We start from the raw sequence: 20,767 nt of genomic DNA, 5'->3' as shown, positions 1-20,767 counted from the left end.
GAGAACATCATGAAAGGCAAAATCGCGCTCGAAGAGCACTGGGCGATTCCCGAGACACTCCAGGACTCCGCCGGCTTCGTACCCGGCACCTACTGGGACGAACTGCAGAACCGACTCCTGGACGTCCAGGGACGTCGCCTGGAACTCATGGACGAACATGGCATCGAGACGATGATCCTGTCCCTGAACGCACCTGCCGTCCAAGCGATCCCAGACCGCCGGCGCGCCATCGAAATCGCCAAACGCGCCAACGACGCCCTCGCCGAAGAGTGCGCCAAACGTCCGGATCGGTTCCGAGCCTTCGCCGCGCTGCCCCTCCAGGACCCCGACGCCGCCGCCCAGGAACTGCAGAGGTGCGTCACCGATCTCGGTTTCGTCGGCGCCCTCGTCAACGGGTTCTCCCAAGACGACCAACATGGCAACGGGCAGGAGCCGCTCTACTACGACCTACCCTGGTACCGCCCATTCTGGGCCGAGGTTGCACGGCTCGACGTCCCGTTCTACCTCCACCCACGCAACCCGCTCGCACAGGACGCCCGAATCTACGACAACCACCCCTGGCTGCTCGGCCCGACCTGGGCTTTCGCGCAGGAGACGGCCGTCCATGCGCTGCGACTCATGGCCAGTGGCCTGTTCGACGACCACCCCTCGCTTCAAATCGTCATTGGCCACATGGGCGAGGGCATCCCGGCAATGCTGTGGCGCATGGACAACCGCAATGCCTGGGTCGACCTTCCACCCACCTACCCGGCCAAGCGACGCTTCGTCGACTACTTCACCGAGAACTTCCACATCACCACTTCGGGCAACTTCCGCACCCAGTCGCTCATCGACGCGATCCTCGAGCTCGGTGCCGACCGCATCATGTTCTCGACCGACTGGCCCTTCGAGAACATCGACCACGCAGCCAACTGGTTCGACGCAGCCTCACTTTCAGAGGCGGACCGCACCAAGATCGGGCGGACCAACGCAGCCTCGCTCTTCGGCCTCGACCGATGAACGCCGAACCGGCGCCCCAATTCGCACTCCACGGGTTCACCCACACGACAGGGCCGGCCCGCATCGTGTTCGGGCGCGGCTGCCTGGCACAGATCCCCGAGGAGGTCGCACGAGCCGGGGTACTCCGCGCGCTGGTTCTCACGACCCCCGAACAGGCCGAGCACGGCGCCGCGCTGGCTGCCTCCCTGGGCGACCTGTCTGCAGGCGTCTTCAGCAACGCGACCATGCACACTCCAGTCGCCGTGACCGACGAGGCCGTCACCACATTGCGCGCATCCGGGGCAGACGGAATCGTTGCCCTAGGCGGGGGATCCACGACAGGGCTTGGGAAGGCAATCGCCAGCCGTACGGGAGTGCCCCAGATCGTGGTCCCCACCACCTATGCGGGCTCAGAGGTCACCCCGGTTCTCGGCGAGACAGAACATGGGGTGAAGACCACTCGCAGCGGCCCGGAGATCCTGCCCGAGGTCGTCGTATACGACCCATCCCTGACCGACACCCTGCCCGAAGCCCTCACGGTGACCAGCGGCCTGAACGCGATGGCGCACGCTCTCGAGGGTCTTTACGCACGCGACGGCAGTCCACTCTTCGCCGTGCTAGCCACGGAGGGTCTACGGGCCTTCCGGGAAGCACTGCCTGCACTCCACCGCGACCCGAGCGACCAGCACGCCCGGGATACGGCCCTTTACGGGGCGTGGCTGTGCGGCACCGTGCTCGGAGGCGTAGGTATGTCCATCCACCACAAGCTGTGCCACACCCTCGGTGGAAGTCTCGACCTGCCCCATGCCCCCACCCATGCAATCCTCTTGCCGCACACCATGGCTTTTGTCGCTGAGGCAGCCGCGGAACAACTCGCCCCGGCACGTGAACTTTTCGGAAGCCCGCTCGGCGCGAGCCTCTATGACTTCTCCAGCATCGTCGGTGCCCCGCAACGGCTTGCTGACCTGGGCGTGACGGAAGCCGACCTCGACCGTGTGGCGGACCTTGCCCTCACCTCCCCGTACTGGACTCCCCGACCCTTGGAACGTCACGGCATTCGCTCCTTACTTCAAGATGCGTGGGCGGGGCACCGGCCCGGCTCAAGCGCCTCGGACGCAGGCAAGTCATGACGTTCTTCACCGAGGAGCGCTCAGCCGAGGAAGTCCTGGGACGCACAGGCCCCGACGCCAACCCACGCGTGGCACAGATCATGACAAGCCTCATCCAGCACCTTCACGCGTTCGCGAAGGAGGTGGCCTTGACCGAGGCTGAGTGGGAGCACGCAATCGCATTCCTCACCAGCACGGGACAGTTGTGCAACCACGAAAGGCAGGAGTTCATCTTGCTCTCCGATGTGCTCGGACTGTCGATGCTCGTGGACGCGATCAACCACCACCGCCCTAAGGGCGCGACCGACAGCACCGTGTTCGGCCCGTTCCATGTCACCGGCGCACCCATCCGCAGCATGGGTGAGAACATCACCTTCGACGGCAAGGGTGAGAGCTGCCTGTTCACCGGACGCGTCCTGGACCTCACGGGCTCCCCTATCGCAGGCGCATGTGTGGACGTGTGGTCAGACAATGCTGACGGCTACTACGACGTCCAACAGCCCGACATCCAGCCGCAGTGGAACAACCGCGGCAGGTTCATCACCGGTGCCGACGGCGCGTACTCCTTCCGCGGAATCAAGCCAACGTCATACCCCATTCCCGACGATGGCCCCGTCGGTCAGCTCCTCGGTGCGCTCGGCCGCCACCCGTACCGGCCAGCGCACGTGCACTTCCTCATCACGGCCGTGAACTACGAAAGACTCGTCACGCATACATTCGCAGCAGGTGACGACTACCTCCGCTCCGACGCGGTCTTCGGGGTGAAAGAGTCCTTGGTGACCAACTACGAGCGCGCGGACCACGACACCACTTGGCGGTGCAATTTTGACTTCGTGCTCACCCCGGACACCCCTGACAACCTCGCATCCCCGCACCCGACCCACCGATAGACTCGTCCACTGTGCAACCGGACGACGCGCCTCAGCCGCAAGAGGCACCTCCAAAAGGCCAGCAGCAGGGCATCCAGTCCGTCGAACTGGCCATGTCGATCGTTGAGACCATTGAAGCTGGCCTCGGTCCAATGAGCCTCACCCAGATTGCCCATGCCGCCAACATGGGCGCGAGCAAGGTCCACCGCTACCTCGTGAGCCTGGTCCGCACGGGCATGGTCGTGCAGTCCCACAGATCCGGGCTATACGACCTTGGTCCGGCGATGCGCCGAATCGGTGTCGAGTCTCTGCGTCGCCTCGACGAGGTCGGCCTCGTGTCTGAACATCTCCCTGACCTGCGCGACCGAACCTCCCACGCCGTCAACCTCGCCGTGTGGGGTGACCACGGACCGATTCTGGTTCGCTGGGACTATGGGTCGTACGCTCTGCCGATCACGGTACGCGTCGGCGCAACACTGCCACTCTTGACGTCCTCGGTCGGCCGCGTCTACCTGGCCTACCTGCCCGACTCGCTCACGCGGCCAGTCTTGGAAAGTCAGATGTCGACAGACACGGGACGCCCGCCGAACGCGGCAGAACTCGACCGGATCCGGGCCGAAGTCAAGCGTCGCGGTGTCGCCGTCACGTCCGGCGGGGTTATCCCCGGCGTGGCGTCCATCGCCGCCCCGGTATTCCCCCCAGGAGAGTCCATCCCGCTGGTCATCGCAGTGGCGCTACCCGCCCGCATCGCTGACGCTTCGGAACTGGCACGCATCGAGTCCGAACTGCAGCAGACCATCGACCGTATTCGTCTCGACCTGGGCTCGTCGCGTGGAGCGTGACCACCTTCACCCTGGCCGCCCTCGACCCAGACCCATCGGCAATGGCTTCCATGGCACGGCCAGGCTAGGAGACAAGAACGCAGCAAGAACTGCCGCTACGGCTCGAGCGCGCCGCCCGTCATCTGCGTGAGGACTTCGGCGGCCCGCGCCACATGCGGGGCGGGCTCACCTGCCCGCGTCGCCATACAGAGCTCAATTGCAGACCGTGGCGTCAGCGGCCTGAACGTCGCCCCGGGCACGCCGAGAGCAGACACTGGCTCAGGGACGACGGCAACCCCCAGCCCGGCCGCGACAAACGTGACCATGGTGGAGGTCTCGGCCACCTCCTGCCTCACGCGGGGCACGAAGCCGGCATCCTGACACAGGCTGGCGACGACACCGCTCATCACTGAACGTCCCTGGCCCGCGTGCATGATGAAGTTCTCATCCCTGAGGTCACTGACTTTGATACGCTTGCGCCCACTGAGCCGATGCCCCTCCGGCAGCGCCACGATCAGCTTGTCGTGGCGCAGCGTCCGCAGCTCGATCTCAGAGCTGTCAACTGGTGGTCTCAGAAGGGCCAGGTCGATGTTCCTTGCGACCAGCGCCTCAACCTGCGCCGGTGCGAGCATCTCGCCGCGAAAGCTGAAGTCGACACGCGGCAGCTCCTCTCGCAGCCTGCGCGCCAGGGCTGGCAACAGGCTGTACGTCGCGGACCCCACACAACCCACGACTAACCTGCCCTCCGTACCGGCCGCCACTCGCCGTACCTCCCTCGCGGCGTCCTCGACCTCCCACAGCACAGAACGCACCCGGTCCAGGTAGGCCACCCCTGCAGCCGTCAGCTCAACCTTGCGCGTCGTACGCCTCAAGAGCTCCACCCCGAGGCCCGCCTCGAGCAGCCGGATCTGCTGCGACAGCGGAGGTTGCGCCATGTGCAGTCGAGCCGCAGCCCGCCCGAAATGCAATTCCTCAGCAACCGCAACGAAGTAGCGCATCAGACGAAGTTCCACCTACTCATACTCGCACAGTTCTAATAACGCTCGAATAGGTACTTCTCTCTTCCGAGCCGACTGCGTACCTTCGACGGCATGGACATTGTGATCTGCCACCCGATGCGCACTCCGGTCGGCCGGTTCGGAGGCAGGCTGGCGTCACTGACCGCGGCCGACCTCGTGGCCGGGCTCCTGCGAGAACTGGCGCACCGCGCGAACCTGTCCGATGGCGACRTCGACGACGTCATCCTCGGCCAGGGCTACCCCAACGGCGAAGCGCCCGCGATCGGACGCGTCGCTGCACTCGATGCCGGCCTTGGCACGTCCGTGCCGGGAGTGCAGGTGGACCGTCGATGCGGATCTGGCCTGCAGGCCGTCCTATACGCCGCAGGCATGGTGTCCACCGGAGCGGCCCGACTGGTTGTCGCCGGAGGCGTCGAGTCCATGTCCCAGGTGGAGCACTACGCCCTCGGACTACGCACCGGGATCCGCAGCGGCAACGTCCAGCTCGCCGATCGCCTGGCACGGGCCCGCGAGACCGCGGGCGGGCAGCACCACCCCATACGCGATGGAATGATCGAGACCGCAGAGAACCTACGTCGCGAAAATGCGATCAGCCGTCGCGCACAGGACGAGGTCGCCCACCGTTCCCACCAGCGAGCCATCGCCGCCCACGCAGCAGGCCGATTCGCCGACGAGCTCGTCCCCGTCGTAGTAGCCGGCACCCGCAGCAAGCCCGACCTGGTCATCGACCAGGACGAGCATCCACGGGCCGACACGACGATGGACACCCTGGCCGCCCTCCCGCCCATGCGCCGCAAGGTCGACCCGGGCTCCACCGTCACCGCCGGCAACTCCAGCGGCCAGAACGACGGAGCCGCCCTTTGCATCGTCACCACCCGCACCGAGGCCAAACGCCGGGCACTTCAACCCATCCTCGCGCTGCGCTCGTGGGCTGTCGCCGGGGTCGCACCGGAGACGATGGGTGTCGGCCCAGTGCCGGCAACTGCAGCGGCCCTGACCCGGGCGGGCCTGAGCCTCGCCGACATGGACCTGATCGAGCTCAACGAAGCATTCGCAGCCCAAGTGCTGGCCTGTCTGGGCGAGTGGAGAATCGACGCGCAAGACAACCGGCTCAACCCGAACGGGTCCGGAATCTCCCTAGGACACCCGGTCGGTGCCACAGGAGCACGCATCCTGGCGACGCTGGCATACGAACTGCGGCGCCGCGGCGGACGATTCGCACTCGAGACGATGTGCATAGGCGGCGGTCAAGGAATTGCCGCCGTCTTCGAGAATGTGGACGCCGCATGAGCCTGGACAAGGTTGTCAGTTCTGCAGCGGACGCAGTATCCGACATCCCCGACGCTTCCAGTCTCGCCGTCGGGGGGTTTGGCCTGGCCGGCATTCCTTGGTTTCTCATCGAGGCACTCGTGCACGGAAACGTCACCGATCTGACCGTCGTCTCCAACAACTGCGGTGTCGATGGTGCGGGGCTGGGGCTCCTGCTAGAACGCGGCCGGATCTCACGCGTTATCGCTTCATACGTCGGTGAGAACAAGGAGTTCGCTCGCCAGTTCCTCGCCGGAGAGCTGCACGTCGAACTCACCCCACAAGGAACGCTGGCCGAACGACTCCGGGCTGGTGGGGCAGGACTCGGCGCCTTCTACACACCCACGGGGGTGGGCACTTTAGTGGCCGAGGGGGGCCTTCCTTGGCGCTACGGACCCGACGGCTCGGTCGCCGTCGCGTCCCCGCCCAAGGAGGTGCGCACGTTCCACGGCAGACCCATGGTCCTGGAGGAGTCCATCGTTACCGACTTCGCCCTCGTGCGTGCGGCCGTGGCAGACCGGGCCGGCAACTGCGTCTTCCACGCGTCGGCACGCAACTTCAACCCCAACGCCGCCATGGCCGGACGAGTCACCATCGTCGAAGCCGAGCGAGTGCTAGAGGTCGGCGAGCTCGACCCCGATGACGTTCATCTACCAGGGGTTTTCGTGCAACGTGTCGTTGCCCTCACCGCCGAGCAGGCGGCGCGCAAGGAGATCGAGAAGCGCACCACCCGCCACCGTCCATCACCCATGACGCAGGAGAGCTGATATGCCGTGGTCCCGTGACGAAATGGCAGCGCGCGCGGCAGTCGAGCTGGGCGACGGTGAATACGTCAACCTCGGCATCGGTCTACCCACACTGATACCGGCTCACCTGCCCGAAGACTCCACGGCGACCCTGCACGCAGAAAACGGCATCTTGGGCGTCGGACCCTTCCCGTACGACGAGGACGTCGACCCAGACCTGATCAACGCCGGCAAGCAGACCGTCACCGTCCGGCCAGGTGCCGCCTACTTCGACTCCGCGCTCAGCTTCGCAATGATTCGAGGAGGCCACATTGATGTGGCTGTTCTTGGCGGCATGCAGGTAGCCAGCAACGGGGACCTAGCAAACTGGATGGTGCCCGGCGCAACGGTCAAAGGCATGGGCGGAGCCATGGACCTGGTGAGCGGCGCTGGACGAGTGATCGTGTTGATGGAGCACTCCACTCGCACCGGCCAGGCGAAACTGGTGGCAGGCTGCACCCTGCCGTTGACCGGTCGGAATGTGGTGAAACGCGTCGTCACTGACCTGGCTGTTCTCGACGTGATCGACGACAGGTTCGAACTGGTCGAGCTTGCTCCCGGCGTCACCCTGGACCAGGTTGTGCTCGCCACATCGGCGACAGTCGTCGACCGCACCGGAAGTGGTGCGAAGCAGCCCGGAGGCGCACCGACCAACGCCTGAGCACGACAGCAGGACGCAGGAACGCGCCCCGCTCGCACGGACAACTTCAGCGTGTCCACCCTGCGGATCGCGCCATGGCCGATGCGCTTGGCCTGGGGCGTCGTGCGCCAGTCACGGCGATGGAGCTGAACGGAGGGAGTCGAGGAGCTGGTCCAGTTCGGTCACGACAGTGTCAGCGCCTTCGGCAGCCAAGGTGGCGGCTCCGACGCCGCGGTCCAGCCCGACGATGAGCCCGAACAGGCCGGCACGACCAGCGCGCACTCCGGATGCGGCGTCCTCCACCACCGCTGCCTGACCTGGGAGGAGCCCAAGAAGTGAAGCCGCTCTGATGAACGTGTCCGGGGCGGGCTTGCCTGGCAGCCGCTCACTCGCGGCGTATCCTCCGTCGACGACGACTTCAAACCGGTCCGCAAGGCCCGCAGCTGCGAGCACCTCGGGGGCGTTCTTCGAGCTGGAAACGACAGCAACCTGGCAGCCTCGTTGCACCACTGCGTCTAGGAAGGCGACACTGCCCGGATAGGGAACGACGCCGCCGCTGCGCAGAACGAGATGGAACGCGTCATTCTTGCGGTTCCCCAAGCCGCACACGGTTTCCACGTTGCTCGCGTCCGATGGGTCCCCCTCGGGAATGTGCATGCCGCGACTCTCCAGCAGGGCGCGTACGCCGTCGTATCTGGGCCTGCCGTCGATGAACGAGTAGTAGTCGGCGTCCGTGTACTCGCCCACGCCCGCAGCGGCCAGGTATGGATCGAAGACTGCTGCCCACGCCCGCATGTGGACGTCGGCCGTGGGAGTCAGGACTCCGTCGAGGTCGAACAACCATCCACGGATCTCAGCCGCCGTCACCGGTGTCCGATCGCCGCTCACAGTGCTGCGTCCCAGTGTCCGACGAATGGATCCACCGGGCTTTGCCCTTGCGCGGGCTGTTCACCGAAGAGCACAGCCAGGGCCGCATCGACCGTGGAGGGGGTCGGGGTGTACCCATTGATTGCCGTGCGAATCATGGGCACGTCCTGCAAGACGTACGGGTCGGCGATCGAGACGAGCGCCGTCGGAAGGCTGGCAACATGTCGCGGCGCGTCGTGGCCCTGCCACGGAGTCCAGGCGATTCTGAGGCTGTTGCTGTTGCCAGTGAATCGAAGATTCGCGAAGTACAGGCACAGGTCATAGCGGTTGTGGAGGTGCTCAGCTGCAGCGGGGTCCCCATGCTCTGACGGCACCTTCACCACATCCACCGTGAGGCCACGCTCGCGCAGGCCCTCGACGAACCGCGGCGCGAATGGGCCGCTGGGGTCGTAGAACGTGGGTTCGTCACCGAGAACGAACACCAAGACCCGGCGGTGCAGGGCGGGGTTGAGGGGCAGCAGTTCCTGCGTGTCCTTGACCAAGGTGACGGATCGGCGCGCGACATCATCTCGCGCGACGGCATCGACCTCGCTCGAGCCCAGATCGCCTGGGTCACGCGTCGCTGGCCGGTGGAGACCGGCGGACGCCTTCGTGGCCAGTACTCGCCGCACCGAGTCGTCGAGGCGTTCGGCCGGCACAGCGCCCGAGCGGGCGGCGTGGAGGAGGATCTCGAAATCCTCGACCACTGACAGGTTCCCCAAGAGCATGTCGATGCCGGCATTCAGGGCGGTGGGCAGCGCCTCTCGGCGCGTCATGACCGAAGTGAATCCGGTCATCACGGTGTTGTCGGACACGATCAGCCCGTTGAACCCCAGTTGGTCGCGCAGCACGTCGCCCAGCAGTTCCGGCGCCAGCGAGGCGGGCATGAGCTGGTGCGGCTCTATGCCGGGTCGCAGGGACCGGCTCAGTGCCGGCTGGCGGATGTGCCCGACCATGATCGTGCGGGCTCCGGCGGCGATCACGGCACGGTACACCTCACCGAAAGTCGCCTGCCAGGCATTGACGTCCAGATCGTTGTTGGACGTGACGAGGTGCTGATCACGTCCGTCGACACCGTCGCCGGGAAAGTGCTTGGGCGACGTCACGATCGAACGCTGCTCCAACGCTCGGATGTAGGCGGAGCCGAACGTCGCAACCGTCTCAACGTCCTCACCGAAGGTGCGAGTGTTGGTTATGGGGTTGGCTGGGTTGACCGCAACATCAACCACAGGCGCAAAGGCCCAGTTGATGCCCACGTCGTAGGCGATGCGGCCGCAGTGCGTGGCCAAGAGCTCAACGGYGGTCACGTCGCCAGTGGCCGCGAGCTGCATGGGGTTCGCGAACGCTTCAGCGTCGGTGAGGAAGTTGACGGCTCCAGACTCGAGGTTGGCTGCCACGAGTAACGGGATCGGGCTAAGCACCTGCAAGTTGGTGACGTCGTCACGCGCCTTGTCTGTCGTACGCGGCAGCATGAGCACACCACCCGGTTCGATCCCGTAGCCCTGCAACTGTCCCCACCAAGTCGGAACGTCGTCCGTGCGCAGGTAAAGGCACAGCAGTTGACCGACCTTCTGCTCGAGTGTCATTCCGTCGAGGGTCTGCTCGACCCAGAAACGGTCATCGACGTCGAGGTTGAAAGGTGCTTCACCAAGGTCGACGGGGCGGTGCGTCATGGAGGAAGAAGTGCGAGCAGTCATTTCGTGTGATCGACCAATCGGGAGAGGGGCGGAACAGTGGGTCCCACCGGGTGGTTGTGTGGCGGTGTTGGCGCGGCGGCCGGTTCCCAGCCCGGCCGTTGCCTGTGACGTGCCTTTGCACGAGTCGTTTCGCGGTGTGGGAGCTAGAAGATCGCGATCGGGTTGACGGGTGAGCCGGTAGCCCCAGGAAGCGGAAGGGGGACAACGACGGACATGAACTCCCACGTCGACTGCGTCTCACATGCTTGGGCGATCGGGGTGAGGTTCGCCATGTCCACCAAGGGCACTCGCAGACTCGTCAAGAGCAGCACATGCCACGGCACTGGGATCCCTTCGACCTCTGAAGGTGTTCCGTCCATGCCGAAGTCGGTGACAACCACCGACGGCTCCACGCTGGCCAACCACGTCGCGCACGCGATGCTGAGCCCGGCCTCGGGCTCGTGACCCAGACTGTCGTCGGAGAACCGCTGTCGAGTCCGCCCGAACCGCAACCACAGAGCGTCACAGCGCCGGACCTGGACGTTCTGCCGTTCTAGCGCGTTGGCGATGTCGAGAGGTGTAACGACGTGCCCTGGTGGCACGGGTGAGCCAACCAGTCCAGGTACATCCACGAGCACGCCGCGCGCAACGATGGCTCCGCTAGTCAAGACCTGACCGGCATCGGTGTGCGCGGTGTTGGCAGCCTCCGAGGTTGAGGGCGCCAACCCTTTCCCCTCCTCGCCACCGTTGCCATCGCCGTCGGCGAGCCAAGCGAAGTGCGAAAAGGCGTCGATGTGAGTCATTGACGCCGAGCCATGGAGGTCGAGCTCGATTCGGTCATTGACCGAGTGCCACGCATCAGCCTCGTCGACCCATTGGACCAATCGGTAGGGTCCTCCCGGGCCGTCCGATGTCTCCCCCGGGGCGGCTGGTCCCTCACCTGCAGCCACCACCAGGCCATGACGGACCAAGCCGGCAGCGGCGACGATGGTCGAGGGGTCCGGCCGCCGGGCCGTGGAGACCCCCAAGCTAATGCGCAACCGGTCGAATTCGTCCCTCGAGAGCAGCGTGCGAGCGGGCTCAGGCATTGCGGGTCCCTTCGTCAAGCTGAGGGCGGCGGCGCGGTCGCGCCGCCGCCCTGCGATCAGCAGCCGGCGCGGTACAAGAAAGGCTTCGTAGCCGGGTCGTCCACGTTCTTGGACGTAATCACCTGGTTCGCGACGGCCTCCTTGCCGGCCGGGGTGACCGGACCGCCGTTCGGGTGCGCCTTCAGGTAGTCAACGAGGGCCTGAACGGACTTGGCTCCGATGTCGGTGGGGTTCTGCGCCACCAGTGCGGTGATCGTGCCAGCGCGCAGCGCGTCAACCTCACCCGGGACCGCATCGAAGGCGATGAGGGCGATCTTGCCGGCCTTGTCGGCCTGCTTGATGGCGGCTGCGGCCCCCAGGGCATCCGGGCCGTCCGCGGCGATGACGAGCTTGAGGTCCGAGTGAGCAAGGATCAGAGAAGAGACGGTGGTCGTCGTCTTGTTGACGTCGAAGCCGCTGTAGTCGGTGGGGAGTGCCTTCAGGTCCGAACGCTGCTTGGCCACAGCTTCAACGAAAGGCTTCGTGCGCTGCTCCAAGGGCGGGATGCCGGGGGCCCCTCCAAGGAAGACCATGGTGCCAGCACCCTGCGGGATCAGGTCAGCAACGTCCGCGGCCAGTGGGGCAGTGTCGGTGTTGCTGAAGATCGCCTTGAACTCGCTCTGCGGGTCCGTGCTGGACTGAGTGACGACCGGCACGCCCTTGGCCATCTGCTGCTTGTACTGGGCGATGAACTGATTGTTGTTGAACGGGCTTACGAGCACGCCGTTGGGCGACCCAAGGAGCGCGGTCTGGAAGTTGGACGACATGGTGTTGGCGTCTGGGGTCGTCGAGTTGTACGTCTTCAGCTCGACGCCGAGCTCCTTCGCCTTGTCCAGCGCCCCACACGAGATCGATGCGAAGAACGGGTCTGAGGTATTGGGCAGAACGGCTGCCAAGCGAATGCTCTTGGCGGCGCTGGTGGATCCGGATCCTGCGTCGTCGCTGCCGGCGCAGGCACTGACGGTGAGCCCGAGGGTCGCGACGGCCGCGACGACGCCGGCACGCCGCCAGGTGTGAAGGTTGTTCATGAGAGTCTCCAAATGTGGTGTGAGAGGGGGTGGGCGAATCAGACAGCGGAGCGGTTACGTCGGAGCGTGGCGATTCGGTCGAGGAGAACGGCAAGGAGTAGGACGGTGCCGACGACGATCAGCTGCCAGAAGGCAGAGACGCCGAGGATGACCAGGCCGGCCTGCAAGATCACGGCCAAAGCGGCGCCCCATAAGGTTCCAACGACCGAGATGTACCCGCCCTCAAGCAGCGTCCCGCCAATGACGGCAGCGGTAACTGCGCCGAGCGCGTCGTTGCTGTGTCCGGCGATCGACGTGGAGCCGAATCTGGACAGGTCGATGAAGCCGGCGATACCGGCGAGGCCCCCGCCGAGAACAGTCAGCGTGATCAGGTACCCGCGGACACGGATACCCGCTCGCTCGGCTGAGGTTCGGGCCGATCCGATGGCACGGACGCGCATTCCGAAGCGAGTGAACCGGACAACCGCCCACAGGGCCGCGAGCGTCAGGATGGCTGCGATGGCAGGCACAGGCACGGGGCCTAGGGTCCGCAGTCCGATATCGGTCTGCAGCGCGACGGGCAGGGCGCCGATGTCGGTACCTCCGCTGAGCAGCAGGGCCGTTCCGGTGCCGATGCCCAGCGTTCCCAGTGTCGCGATCAGGGAGTTGATCCCGCCGACAGCGATGAGCAAACCGTTGATCAGCCCGAAGAGCATGCCGGTGACGACTGCCGCTGCTAGGCCCACGAGGATGGCCAGCCAGGGTGAGTCGTAGGACGAGGCCGCGCCGGGAGTGCTTTGAAAGTTGTGCATCACCTGAGCGCCGATCACCGACGAAAGCACGAGGTTCGCGCCCAAGGACAGGTCGAAGATCCCGGCACCGAGCATCATGGCCAAGCCGAGCGCTAGCAGGAGTGTCTGGGAGATGCTGAGCATGAGTGCTTCGGCGTTCGCTTGGGACCAGAACACGTTGTCAGGGGACAATGCCGTGAAGATCGCCACGAGCGCGACGTCGAGCAGCAGGATCCAGGCTGCGCGGGTGCGCAGCCAGGTGGCAACGCGGGATGTCTGCGCTCGCGCTCGGTCATCTGCCGTAGTGGCAGCGGGGGCGGGCGTTGCGCTCATGCGACGTCCTCTTTTCGGTAGCCGACCATGGTGGCGACCAGGTCGGGCACGGTGAGTCCGTTGGCTGGCGCGTCGAGGACGGTCTCCCCGCGCCAAAGAACGGTGATGGTGTCGGCGGCCTTGAGGATGCGCGGCAAGTCGTGGGAGATCACCAGCACTCCGAGGCCCCGGGCGGCTACCGTCCGCATGAGCTCGGCGATGATCTCGGACTGGCGTGCGCCCAGTGCGGCGGTGGGCTCGTCCATCAGCACGGCGACACGAGCCCACATGACTGCGCGGGCTACGGCGACGGCCTGCCGCTGTCCACCCGAGAGCTCACGCACCGAGACGGTCAGCGACGGTAGCTTGATGCCCAGCTCTGACAGGGCGACATCGGCACGTTCTGTCATCTCGCGTCTGGAGAGTGTGCCAAAGGCCGGCCCGGTCAGTTCGTGTCCGAGGAACATGTTTTCCACGACCGACAGGTGGGGCGCGAGCGCGAGGTCCTGATGAACCGCCTCGAGGCCGAGAGCCTGTGCGTCCCGAATGCTGTGCAGTCGCACCGGTTCGTTGTTGATGATGACGTCGCCGTGATCGGGCTTGTTGATGCCGAGCAGCGTCTTCATCAGCGTCGACTTTCCTGCGCCGTTGTCGCCGACGAGGGCGACAACCTTGCCCGCGGGGACGATCACGTTGGCATTGCGCAACGCCTCGACGTGACCGAAGCGCTTGGCCACGTTCTGGCATCCGACTACGCAGTCGTCGGCTGCCATGGAAGTCCTTGTGAAGAGGTGAACATCGTTGGTCTCCATTTCACGCACCGCTTCAGTGCGATGCCCGTACGCTAACATGAAAACTAACGCATGTGTAGGTTTTCATTTTGAGAATCTGTCAGCCACCGCGCAGGGGGCCGCGGCCGCACGGCGTGAAAGGATCACGGCGCACGGGAGGACCAACACCTGGGAGGTCGGATGGGCAGCGGACGGCCCCGGCATTACGCACCAGGCATCGCGCGGCGCGAGGCGATCATGGTGGCTGCCTTCGAAGCCTTCGGGAAGATCGGCTACTGGAACACGACCATCGCCCAGATCGCGGAGGACTGCGGTGTGACTCGCGCGGGGCTGCTACACCACTTCCAGACCAAGGAAGCCTTGCTCGAGGCTGTGCTGCAACGTCGCGACGAGCTGAACCGTGGGCAGATCTTCCACGGCACCCTCGACCCGCGTGGGAATCCGCGCGACTTCTTGCAACGAATGGTTCGCCTGGTCGAGCGCAACGCGTCACAACCCGGAATCGTCAACCTCTTCGCCGTCCTCGCGGCGGAGGCCACACACCCAGAGCACCCAGCGCATGCCTACTTCGTCGCCCGGTACTCCACTGTCCGCGGGTGGCTGCGAGATGCCCTCGAAGCCCTTCAGTCCAGCAACCAGATGCGCGAAGAAGTTGACGTCGAGCGCGTCGCGATAGAGCTGACAGCCCTCCTGGACGGACTGCAAGTTCAGTGGCTGTATTCCCCTGACGTCGTCGACATGCCCTCGCAGTTCCGAGTCAGGGTCGACGAACTCCTCAGCGAACCACTTGACGTGTCACTCCCGCCTCGCGACTAGGTGTCCGAAGTTCGCCCCATAATCGCCGCCTTACAGGGACGCTCCGGAACTCCGGAGTCGAACGGCCTGTCGAGGAGCAGGCAGCGTCGTCGAAGAAGCCCGCGAACTGGTGGCCGATAGTGGCGGAGTCGGTCTGCGGCGGCGGTGGAGAGGATGTTGTTGAACTGCTTCCTCGGCCCGGGGTGGGTCGGGACAGGTGCGGCACGACTGACGCACTGCAGGCAGCTGCCGCGCATCTGCGGGGACGACTGGACGACCCACTATGGGAGAGAGACGATCCGATGGGTCGGGCAGCCGCCGCCTTCGAGGGGAGTAGGGACATTTGATGACTCTTCAAGGCCATCGCCGCACCGCTGGCCGAGGCGCTGGAGCGTGGAGTGGCCCGCGGGTAATGGACCTGATGGACCCGCTCGACCGGCCTGAGGAGTGAACTGGGCTGGCTCGTCCGTAGGTGTTCATATAACATCTCGACGTATCGGAACGGAAAGTAGTTATATTCGGAAGTAAGAACACGACACACTGGAGCACCGATGACGTTGCGCGTGGCGGTAGTGGGCGGCGGGCCTGGGGGCCTGTTCTTCGCCAGCCAGTACAAGGCTGCTGACCCGTCCGCCGAGGTGACGGTGTTCGAACGCAACCAGTCCAACGACATCTTCGGTTTCGGCGTCGTCTTCTCGGACTCGACGTTGAACCAGATCAACGCTGCCGATCCCGTCCTCCGAGAGGCTCTGTCCGCGCACGGGACGCACTGGGACCGCATCGAGGTCTGGCTGAAGGGCGAGCGGCGGTCATTCGCAGGGAACGGCATGGCGGCCATCCATCGCGGCGTTCTCCTGCCGATCCTGCAGGAGAGCGCCAGGGCGAAGGGCGTGACCGTGCGGTTCGGGGTCGACGTGACACCCGACCTGCTGACGACCTTGGCTGACGACTTCGATGTCGTCGTCGGTGCGGACGGGGCCAACTCCCGCGTGAGGAGCTCGATCGAGGACCACATCTCGCACACCGTCGACACCGCTTCTGCCAAGTTCATCTGGTTCGGAACGCGTTTCATGTTCGACGGTCTGACCTTCGTCCACCGCAGGGCGCCAGAGGGCAACTTCGCCGTGCACGCCTATCCCATCAGCGCCGACCTGAGCACTTTTATCGTGGAAACCGACGATCAGACCTGGCGGGACTCAGGGCTGGACGCCTTCGACGTGACCCAAGCGCCAGGACCGTCCGACGACAGGTCCAAGGCGTTCGTAAAAGACCTCTTTGCCGCGGACATCAACGGGCGGGAGGTCGTGGCGAACCACTCACGATGGGCGTCCTTCAAAACGCGGCGCAGTGAGCGGTGGTCCCACCGCAACATCGTCCTGCTGGGAGACGCGGTTCACACGGCTCACTTTTCGGTGGGTTCGGGGACCAAGATGGCCATGGAGGACGGCATCGTCCTGGCTCACGAGCTCGCCAACAGCGGTGGCGACGTCGCGGCCGCCCTCGCGGCCTATGAGGCGGAACGCAAGCCGCAAGTGGCGCGAATACAGGACTCTGCTCGAGGTGGTCTGAGCTGGTGGGAGAGGTTCGGCCGGTACCACACGGCTTTCGAACCAACCCAGTTCGCCTTCCACTTCTTCTCCCGGTCCATCGACATCGACCGCATTGAACCGCGTGATCCCGGACTCGTCGCCTCCGTCCGCGAGGACTGGATCGCCGGACACGGGGCGCCGGCGCTGCAGACGCCATTCTCGATTGGAAGCTCGACCATGCCGGGCCGCCTGCTGGCTTGGGTGGGGGATGGCCTTCGGATCGACCAGCACGGGGAGCGCATCGGGGCGAGGACGGCAGTCCTGGACGCCTCGAAGCCCGTGCACGACATACCGTCGCTCCTGACCGACGCCGAGGTGGCCGTGATCAAGGGCGGAACGCCACTGGACCGCCTGCTCCTCAGCGAGGACGTGCGGCTGACCCACACCACACCGACCGTCGTCGTCGCCGAGCCGGGCGATCGGATGGATCCCGAGACAGTGGTCCTGGCTGGGCGGGCAGACGCGGTGGCACTCCATGGTTGAGCAGGTGATGAACCACGGCAGCCCGCCGGCCGCGGGTGTCTCGTTGTCATGCCTCCTCGAGCCCCAAGGAGTGGCTGTCATCGGGGCATCGGCCAGCCCGGGCAAGTTGGGCCACGCCATGATGACCTCGCTCTCGGGCTTCGCCGGCGTGGTCGCTGCGGTCAACCCGAGTGGCAACCACCCCTCAGCCTTCGCTTCCGTTGCGGAGGCGGCCGCGTCTCACCCGAGCATCCTCGATCTGGCAGTCCTGTGCATACCCGCCCAGCTGGTGCCGCGGGCGCTCCTCGAGTGCTCCGACGCGGGCTTCGGTGCGGCGCTTGTCTGCTCGGGCGGTTTCGCAGAGATCGGCGAGGCGGGGATTGCAGTCCAGCGCGACCTCGAGGACGCCATCGATAACAGTGGCTTGCGCGTCCTCGGGCCGAACACCTCGGGCTTCTTCCGCCCCAGCGCCGGGCTCTTCGCAACCTTCGTCCCGGGCGCCGCCTCGCTGAGGCCTGGCGCCGTCGGCCTCGTGGCCGCCAGTGGAGGAGTGAACCACGCGTTGGCCTTCCAGCTGGACCAAGTGGGTGCCGGCGTCAGCCTTGGAGTCGGCGTTGGTGCCGGCACCGACGTGCAGGCACCGGACGTGATCGACTACCTGGCACGCGATCCCTCAACGAAGGCGGTCGCGCTCCACCTCGAGAACGTCTCCGACGGGCAGCGGCTCCTGCGCTCGGTTCGCGAGTGTGCACTGCGCAAGCCCATCGCCGTTCTCGTGGTCGGGCGCAACGACATCTCCGAGTTCGCCACGTCCCACACTGGTGCGCTCGCGACCTCATGGGCGACCACGCGGGCGCTACTCCGACAAGCCGGTGCGGTGGTTGTGGACACAGAGGTTGAGCTTGTCAACGCGGCGAGCGCGCTGACTGCCCCTCGCATGCGGAAGAACGGTCACCCCGGGATCGGGCTCGTCACCGGGCAGGCGGGACCGGGCCTCATCATCGCGGACGAGCTTGCCACGCGCGGTCTCGAGCTGCCCAGCCTCGGCGACGAGACGGCCGGTCGGCTCGCGGAGCTCCTTCCGCCCCTGACCTTCCTGGGCAACCCGGTAGACACGGGACGACCGGGCGACACGTACCCAGACATCATCTGGGCCGTGGCCGAGGACCCTGCGATCGACGTGTTGGGTGTTTACGGGATCACCGAGCCCGTCATCACGTTGCCCGCGGCAGTCGCCGCTGCCGCACCGTCTGTCCCGACGGTGGTTGCCGTGGACGGTCCGGCCGACGAGATCCGGAGAGTCCGGGAGGCGGCGCACCACGACATACCGGTTCTCGGGGGTGCCACCGCCCTGGTGCAGGGCTTGTCCGCAATCACCGCAGATGCCAGGGCACGGGCCCGCGAAAGCACTCGCCTTGATGACCCGCCTGCCTTGGCGCCAGGCGCGACGAGTCCGTTGCCCCCGGGGCCGTGGCACGAAGCCGCCGCGAAGGACCTGTTGGACGCCATCGGGTTCGCGACCCCAGCCCGTCAGGTGTGTGCAGGCAAAGATGACGCTCGCCTCGCGCTCGGAACTCTCACCGCCCCCTTGGCCGTGAAGATCCTCGACGCGACAGTGCTGCACAAGACCGACATCGGCGGGGTTCATCTGGGCGTGCGCGACTCTGCCACGATGGCTGCCGCCATCGACGCACTCTCAGCCATTGGAGCCACCGAGTTCCTCGTCGAGTCCATGTCTCCGTCGGGACGCGACCTCATCCTCGGAGTCCGCCGGGATCCCGTCTTCGGCCCGATCGTCGTCCTCGGTCTCGGTGGCGTGGAGGCCGAGATCTGGGAGGACACCGCCATCTGCGGAGCCCCGTCGTCGTTGGCCGACCTCGCCGAGCTCCCCGACCGACTGAGGAGCCGCGCGCTCGTCGATGGTCACCGTGGCGGTCCCGTGCTTGACCGGACTGAGTTCGCTCGCGTGGCGCGGCGGCTGCTCGACGTACTGGTCGAGAACCCCCAGCTCTCGGAGATCGAGATCAACCCGTTGAGGCTGACGCACACGGGCCTCGTGGCGCTCGACGCCGTAGTCATTGCACAGGAGGACCAGTCATGACCCGTCCGACAGCCGAAGGCGTCGTCCCCTGGCCGGAGGAGTCCGTGCGCCAGTACCGTGCCGAAGGGCGTTGGCGGGGCCGCCCCCTCGCCGACGCCGTCCGCGAGACAGCGACAGCCAGGCCGGACGAGATCGCCCTCGTGGACGGTGCGACGCGGTTGACATATGCGGAGATGTGGGAGCGCGCGGAGGCTGGAGCCGGCCGGTTGCTCGACCTGGGGCTGCGGCCCGACGACCGCGTCGTCGTGCAACTGCCCAACTCGTGGCACTTCGTGGTCATCCTCCTCGCCTGCCTCCGCGCCGGAATCGTTCCGGTCATGGCCCTCCCCGCGCACCGCTCGACCGAGCTCACGGCCATCGCGCAGGTGTCCGAGGCGCGAGCGATCGTCGTACCGGACGAAGTGCGCGGATTCGACCACCGGGTGCTCGCCCAAGAGGTTGCCCGTGAGTGCCCCTCAGTGCAGCACATCCTGGTATCCGGAGAGGTCATGGAAGGACAGACGGCCCTGGACAACCTCCTGGCGGGTGGTGCGGTGGCGGGGGAGCTCGTGTCTCCCTCCTCTTCGGACGTGGCACTCTTCCTTCTCTCTGGCGGCACCACAGGACTCCCCAAGCTCATCGCCCGGACCCACGACGACTACGAGTACAACGCCCGCGAGTGCGCACGCACGAGCGAGATCGACGAGACGGATGTCTACCTCGTGACCTTGCCGGCGGGGCACAACTTCCCCCTCGCCTGCCCCGGGATACTCGGGGTCCTGCTGACCGGCGGACGAGTGGTGCTGCTCGGCAGCCCCGAACCCGTCAGGGCGTTCGCCACCATCGCTGCCGAAGGCGTCACGATCACCGCGGCAGTGCCCGCCGTGGCCCAGCGGTGGATCGACCACGCCGAGGAGGTGGGAGCCGGAGAGCTGGACAGCCTGAGGGTCCTGCAGGTGGGTGGGTCGCGGATGCCGGACGAGGTCGCGGCTCGGGTGCGCCCGGTTCTGGGCTGCACCCTGCAGCAGGTCTTCGGGATGGCCGAGGGCCTCATCAACATGACACGTCTGGACGACCCCGAAGAGGTCATCCGTACGACGCAAGGGAGACCGGTCTCCGACGCGGACCAGGTCAGGGTGGTCGACCCCTTCGGCCTGGACGTCCCGGCGGGGGAGAGAGGGCTCATCCTGACCAAGGGGCCTTACACGCCTTGCGGCTATTACCGTGCGCCCGACGCGAACGAGCGATCCTTCGTGGACGGCTGGTACAGCAGCGGGGACATCGTCGAGCAACGCGCCGACGGCAATCTGGTCGTCCATGGGCGCGACAAGGACCTCATCAACCGTGGTGGCGAGAAGATCTCGGCCGAAGAGATAGAAAGCCTGGCCTACCGGATCCCGGGCGTCGAGCTCGCAGCGGTGGTCGCATATCCCGACCGGGTGTTCGGCGAGCGGGTGTGCTTGGTCGTCGTCGTCAAGGAGGGCGTCGAGCTGACTCTGGACGAGGTGCGTTCAACCATGCTCGACAGTGGCATTGCCGCGTTCAAGCTTCCGGAGCGCCTCGAGCTGGTCGAGGAAATCCCGATGACGAAGGTCGGCAAGATCGACAAGCGCACCCTGCGGGTTGAGGTCGCCGAGCACGTCACGACGACAACCGAGGCCAGCCGGTGAACACCAACAACTCCCCTTACAACCGCGACGAC

18 protein-coding genes are annotated in these 20,767 nt (G+C 66.0%); 11 read left to right on the top strand and 7 right to left on the bottom strand.

The features are described 5' to 3' along the window. The first annotated feature begins 9 nt into the window (after window positions 1-9). Genes tsdA through AC1DX8_RS07505 form a run of 4 tightly spaced genes read left to right on the top strand, consistent with a single transcriptional unit; the run spans window position 10 to window position 3,798 of the window. Window positions 10-999, top strand: a complete 990-nt coding sequence (tsdA, locus tag AC1DX8_RS07520) for a gamma-resorcylate decarboxylase (protein WP_477629297.1) — start codon at window positions 10-12, stop codon at window positions 997-999. Next, on the top strand, window positions 996-2,108 hold the full coding sequence (locus tag AC1DX8_RS07515; protein ID WP_477629296.1) for a maleylacetate reductase: 1,113 nt from the start codon (window positions 996-998) through the stop codon (window positions 2,106-2,108). Before tsdA ends, AC1DX8_RS07515 begins: the two co-directional genes overlap by 4 nt. Beyond that, on the top strand, window positions 2,105-2,977 hold the full coding sequence (locus AC1DX8_RS07510; protein ID WP_477629295.1) for an intradiol ring-cleavage dioxygenase: 873 nt from the start codon (window positions 2,105-2,107) through the stop codon (window positions 2,975-2,977). The genes AC1DX8_RS07515 and AC1DX8_RS07510 overlap by 4 nt, the downstream gene beginning before the upstream one ends. Before the next feature lie 11 nt (window positions 2,978-2,988). Then, on the top strand, window positions 2,989-3,798 hold the full coding sequence (locus AC1DX8_RS07505; protein ID WP_477629294.1) for an IclR family transcriptional regulator: 810 nt from the start codon (window positions 2,989-2,991) through the stop codon (window positions 3,796-3,798). A gap of 95 nt (window positions 3,799-3,893) precedes the next feature. Here AC1DX8_RS07505 and AC1DX8_RS07500 read toward each other — a convergent pair whose 3' ends face one another. Then, window positions 3,894-4,790: a LysR substrate-binding domain-containing protein gene (locus AC1DX8_RS07500; protein WP_477629293.1), complete on the bottom strand. Its 897-nt coding sequence runs from the start codon at window positions 4,788-4,790 to the stop codon at window positions 3,894-3,896. A gap of 78 nt (window positions 4,791-4,868) precedes the next feature. On the opposite strand from AC1DX8_RS07500, the gene AC1DX8_RS07495 reads away from it, so the two are divergent. The 3 genes from AC1DX8_RS07495 to AC1DX8_RS07485 are packed head-to-tail and all read left to right on the top strand — an operon-like array spanning window position 4,869 to window position 7,550. Next, window positions 4,869-6,086, top strand: coding sequence for an acetyl-CoA C-acetyltransferase (locus tag AC1DX8_RS07495; protein ID WP_477629292.1), 1,218 nt, complete (start codon window positions 4,869-4,871; stop codon window positions 6,084-6,086). A 2-nt stretch (window positions 6,087-6,088) separates the two neighbouring features. Further along, window positions 6,089-6,871: a CoA transferase subunit A gene (locus AC1DX8_RS07490; RefSeq protein ID WP_477629404.1), complete on the top strand. Its 783-nt coding sequence runs from the start codon at window positions 6,089-6,091 to the stop codon at window positions 6,869-6,871. 1 nt (window position 6,872) lies between these two features. Next, window positions 6,873-7,550: a 3-oxoacid CoA-transferase subunit B gene (locus AC1DX8_RS07485; protein WP_477629291.1), complete on the top strand. Its 678-nt coding sequence runs from the start codon at window positions 6,873-6,875 to the stop codon at window positions 7,548-7,550. Between the two features lie 111 nt (window positions 7,551-7,661). On the opposite strand, the gene AC1DX8_RS07480 is transcribed toward AC1DX8_RS07485, so the two are convergent. The 6 genes from AC1DX8_RS07480 to AC1DX8_RS07455 form a co-directional block, all read right to left on the bottom strand. Further along, window positions 7,662-8,396 carry a beta-phosphoglucomutase family hydrolase gene (locus AC1DX8_RS07480; protein ID WP_477629290.1) on the bottom strand — a complete coding sequence of 245 codons (735 nt, stop codon included), beginning with the start codon at window positions 8,394-8,396 and terminating at the stop codon, window positions 7,662-7,664. Window positions 8,397-8,413: 17 nt separating this feature from the next. After that, window positions 8,414-10,108: a glycoside hydrolase family 3 protein gene (locus AC1DX8_RS07475; protein ID WP_477629289.1), complete on the bottom strand. Its 1,695-nt coding sequence runs from the start codon at window positions 10,106-10,108 to the stop codon at window positions 8,414-8,416. Window positions 10,109-10,275: 167 nt separating this feature from the next. Beyond that, window positions 10,276-10,914: a cyclase family protein gene (locus tag AC1DX8_RS07470; RefSeq protein ID WP_477629288.1), complete on the bottom strand. Its 639-nt coding sequence runs from the start codon at window positions 10,912-10,914 to the stop codon at window positions 10,276-10,278. Window positions 10,915-11,255: 341 nt separating this feature from the next. Further along, complete coding sequence (locus AC1DX8_RS07465; RefSeq protein ID WP_477629287.1) at window positions 11,256-12,266, bottom strand: sugar ABC transporter substrate-binding protein; 1,011 nt, start codon at window positions 12,264-12,266, stop codon at window positions 11,256-11,258. Window positions 12,267-12,304: 38 nt separating this feature from the next. Further along, window positions 12,305-13,369 carry an ABC transporter permease gene (locus AC1DX8_RS07460; protein ID WP_477629286.1) on the bottom strand — a complete coding sequence of 355 codons (1,065 nt, stop codon included), beginning with the start codon at window positions 13,367-13,369 and terminating at the stop codon, window positions 12,305-12,307. After that, entirely contained in the window at window positions 13,366-14,121 is a 756-nt protein-coding gene (locus AC1DX8_RS07455; RefSeq protein WP_477629285.1) for an ATP-binding cassette domain-containing protein, read from the bottom strand. The genes AC1DX8_RS07460 and AC1DX8_RS07455 overlap by 4 nt, the downstream gene beginning before the upstream one ends. A 198-nt stretch (window positions 14,122-14,319) precedes the next feature. Between AC1DX8_RS07455 and AC1DX8_RS07450 the strand changes: the two genes are divergently transcribed. From AC1DX8_RS07450 to AC1DX8_RS07435, 4 genes are all read left to right on the top strand, one after another. Continuing rightward, window positions 14,320-14,955 carry a TetR/AcrR family transcriptional regulator gene (locus AC1DX8_RS07450; RefSeq protein WP_477629284.1) on the top strand — a complete coding sequence of 212 codons (636 nt, stop codon included), beginning with the start codon at window positions 14,320-14,322 and terminating at the stop codon, window positions 14,953-14,955. A 530-nt stretch (window positions 14,956-15,485) separates the two neighbouring features. Beyond that, window positions 15,486-17,006: an FAD-dependent monooxygenase gene (locus tag AC1DX8_RS07445; RefSeq protein ID WP_477629283.1), complete on the top strand. Its 1,521-nt coding sequence runs from the start codon at window positions 15,486-15,488 to the stop codon at window positions 17,004-17,006. Beyond that, window positions 16,999-19,086, top strand: coding sequence for an acetate--CoA ligase family protein (locus AC1DX8_RS07440; protein WP_477629282.1), 2,088 nt, complete (start codon window positions 16,999-17,001; stop codon window positions 19,084-19,086). Before AC1DX8_RS07445 ends, AC1DX8_RS07440 begins: the two co-directional genes overlap by 8 nt. Next, window positions 19,083-20,735, top strand: coding sequence for a (2,3-dihydroxybenzoyl)adenylate synthase (locus AC1DX8_RS07435; RefSeq protein ID WP_477629281.1), 1,653 nt, complete (start codon window positions 19,083-19,085; stop codon window positions 20,733-20,735). The genes AC1DX8_RS07440 and AC1DX8_RS07435 overlap by 4 nt, the downstream gene beginning before the upstream one ends. Window positions 20,736-20,767: the final 32 nt, after the last annotated feature.

It is taken from the genome of Pedococcus sp. P2_A3 (genome assembly GCF_056405035.1).
The sequence above is the reverse complement of the archived record's forward strand: the minus strand, read 5'-3'. Positions and strand labels throughout refer to the sequence as shown.

Bases quoted from the DNA above. Each gene is read 5' to 3' on its own strand.
- tsdA (WP_477629297.1), top strand. From the start codon at position 10: ATGAAAGGCAAAATCGCGCTCGAAGAGCACTGGGCGATTCCCGAGACA.
- AC1DX8_RS07515 (WP_477629296.1), top strand. From the start codon at position 996: ATGAACGCCGAACCGGCGCCCCAATTCGCACTCCACGGGTTCACCCAC.
- AC1DX8_RS07510 (WP_477629295.1), top strand. From the start codon at position 2,105: ATGACGTTCTTCACCGAGGAGCGCTCAGCCGAGGAAGTCCTGGGACGC.
- AC1DX8_RS07485 (WP_477629291.1), top strand. From the start codon at position 6,873: ATGCCGTGGTCCCGTGACGAAATGGCAGCGCGCGCGGCAGTCGAGCTG.
- AC1DX8_RS07470 (WP_477629288.1), bottom strand. From the start codon at position 10,914: ATGACTCACATCGACGCCTTTTCGCACTTCGCTTGGCTCGCCGACGGC.
- AC1DX8_RS07465 (WP_477629287.1), bottom strand. From the start codon at position 12,266: ATGAACAACCTTCACACCTGGCGGCGTGCCGGCGTCGTCGCGGCCGTC.
- AC1DX8_RS07460 (WP_477629286.1), bottom strand. From the start codon at position 13,369: ATGAGCGCAACGCCCGCCCCCGCTGCCACTACGGCAGATGACCGAGCG.
- AC1DX8_RS07455 (WP_477629285.1), bottom strand. From the start codon at position 14,121: ATGGCAGCCGACGACTGCGTAGTCGGATGCCAGAACGTGGCCAAGCGC.
- AC1DX8_RS07450 (WP_477629284.1), top strand. From the start codon at position 14,320: ATGGGCAGCGGACGGCCCCGGCATTACGCACCAGGCATCGCGCGGCGC.
- AC1DX8_RS07445 (WP_477629283.1), top strand. From the start codon at position 15,486: ATGACGTTGCGCGTGGCGGTAGTGGGCGGCGGGCCTGGGGGCCTGTTC.
- AC1DX8_RS07440 (WP_477629282.1), top strand. From the start codon at position 16,999: ATGGTTGAGCAGGTGATGAACCACGGCAGCCCGCCGGCCGCGGGTGTC.
- AC1DX8_RS07435 (WP_477629281.1), top strand. From the start codon at position 19,083: ATGACCCGTCCGACAGCCGAAGGCGTCGTCCCCTGGCCGGAGGAGTCC.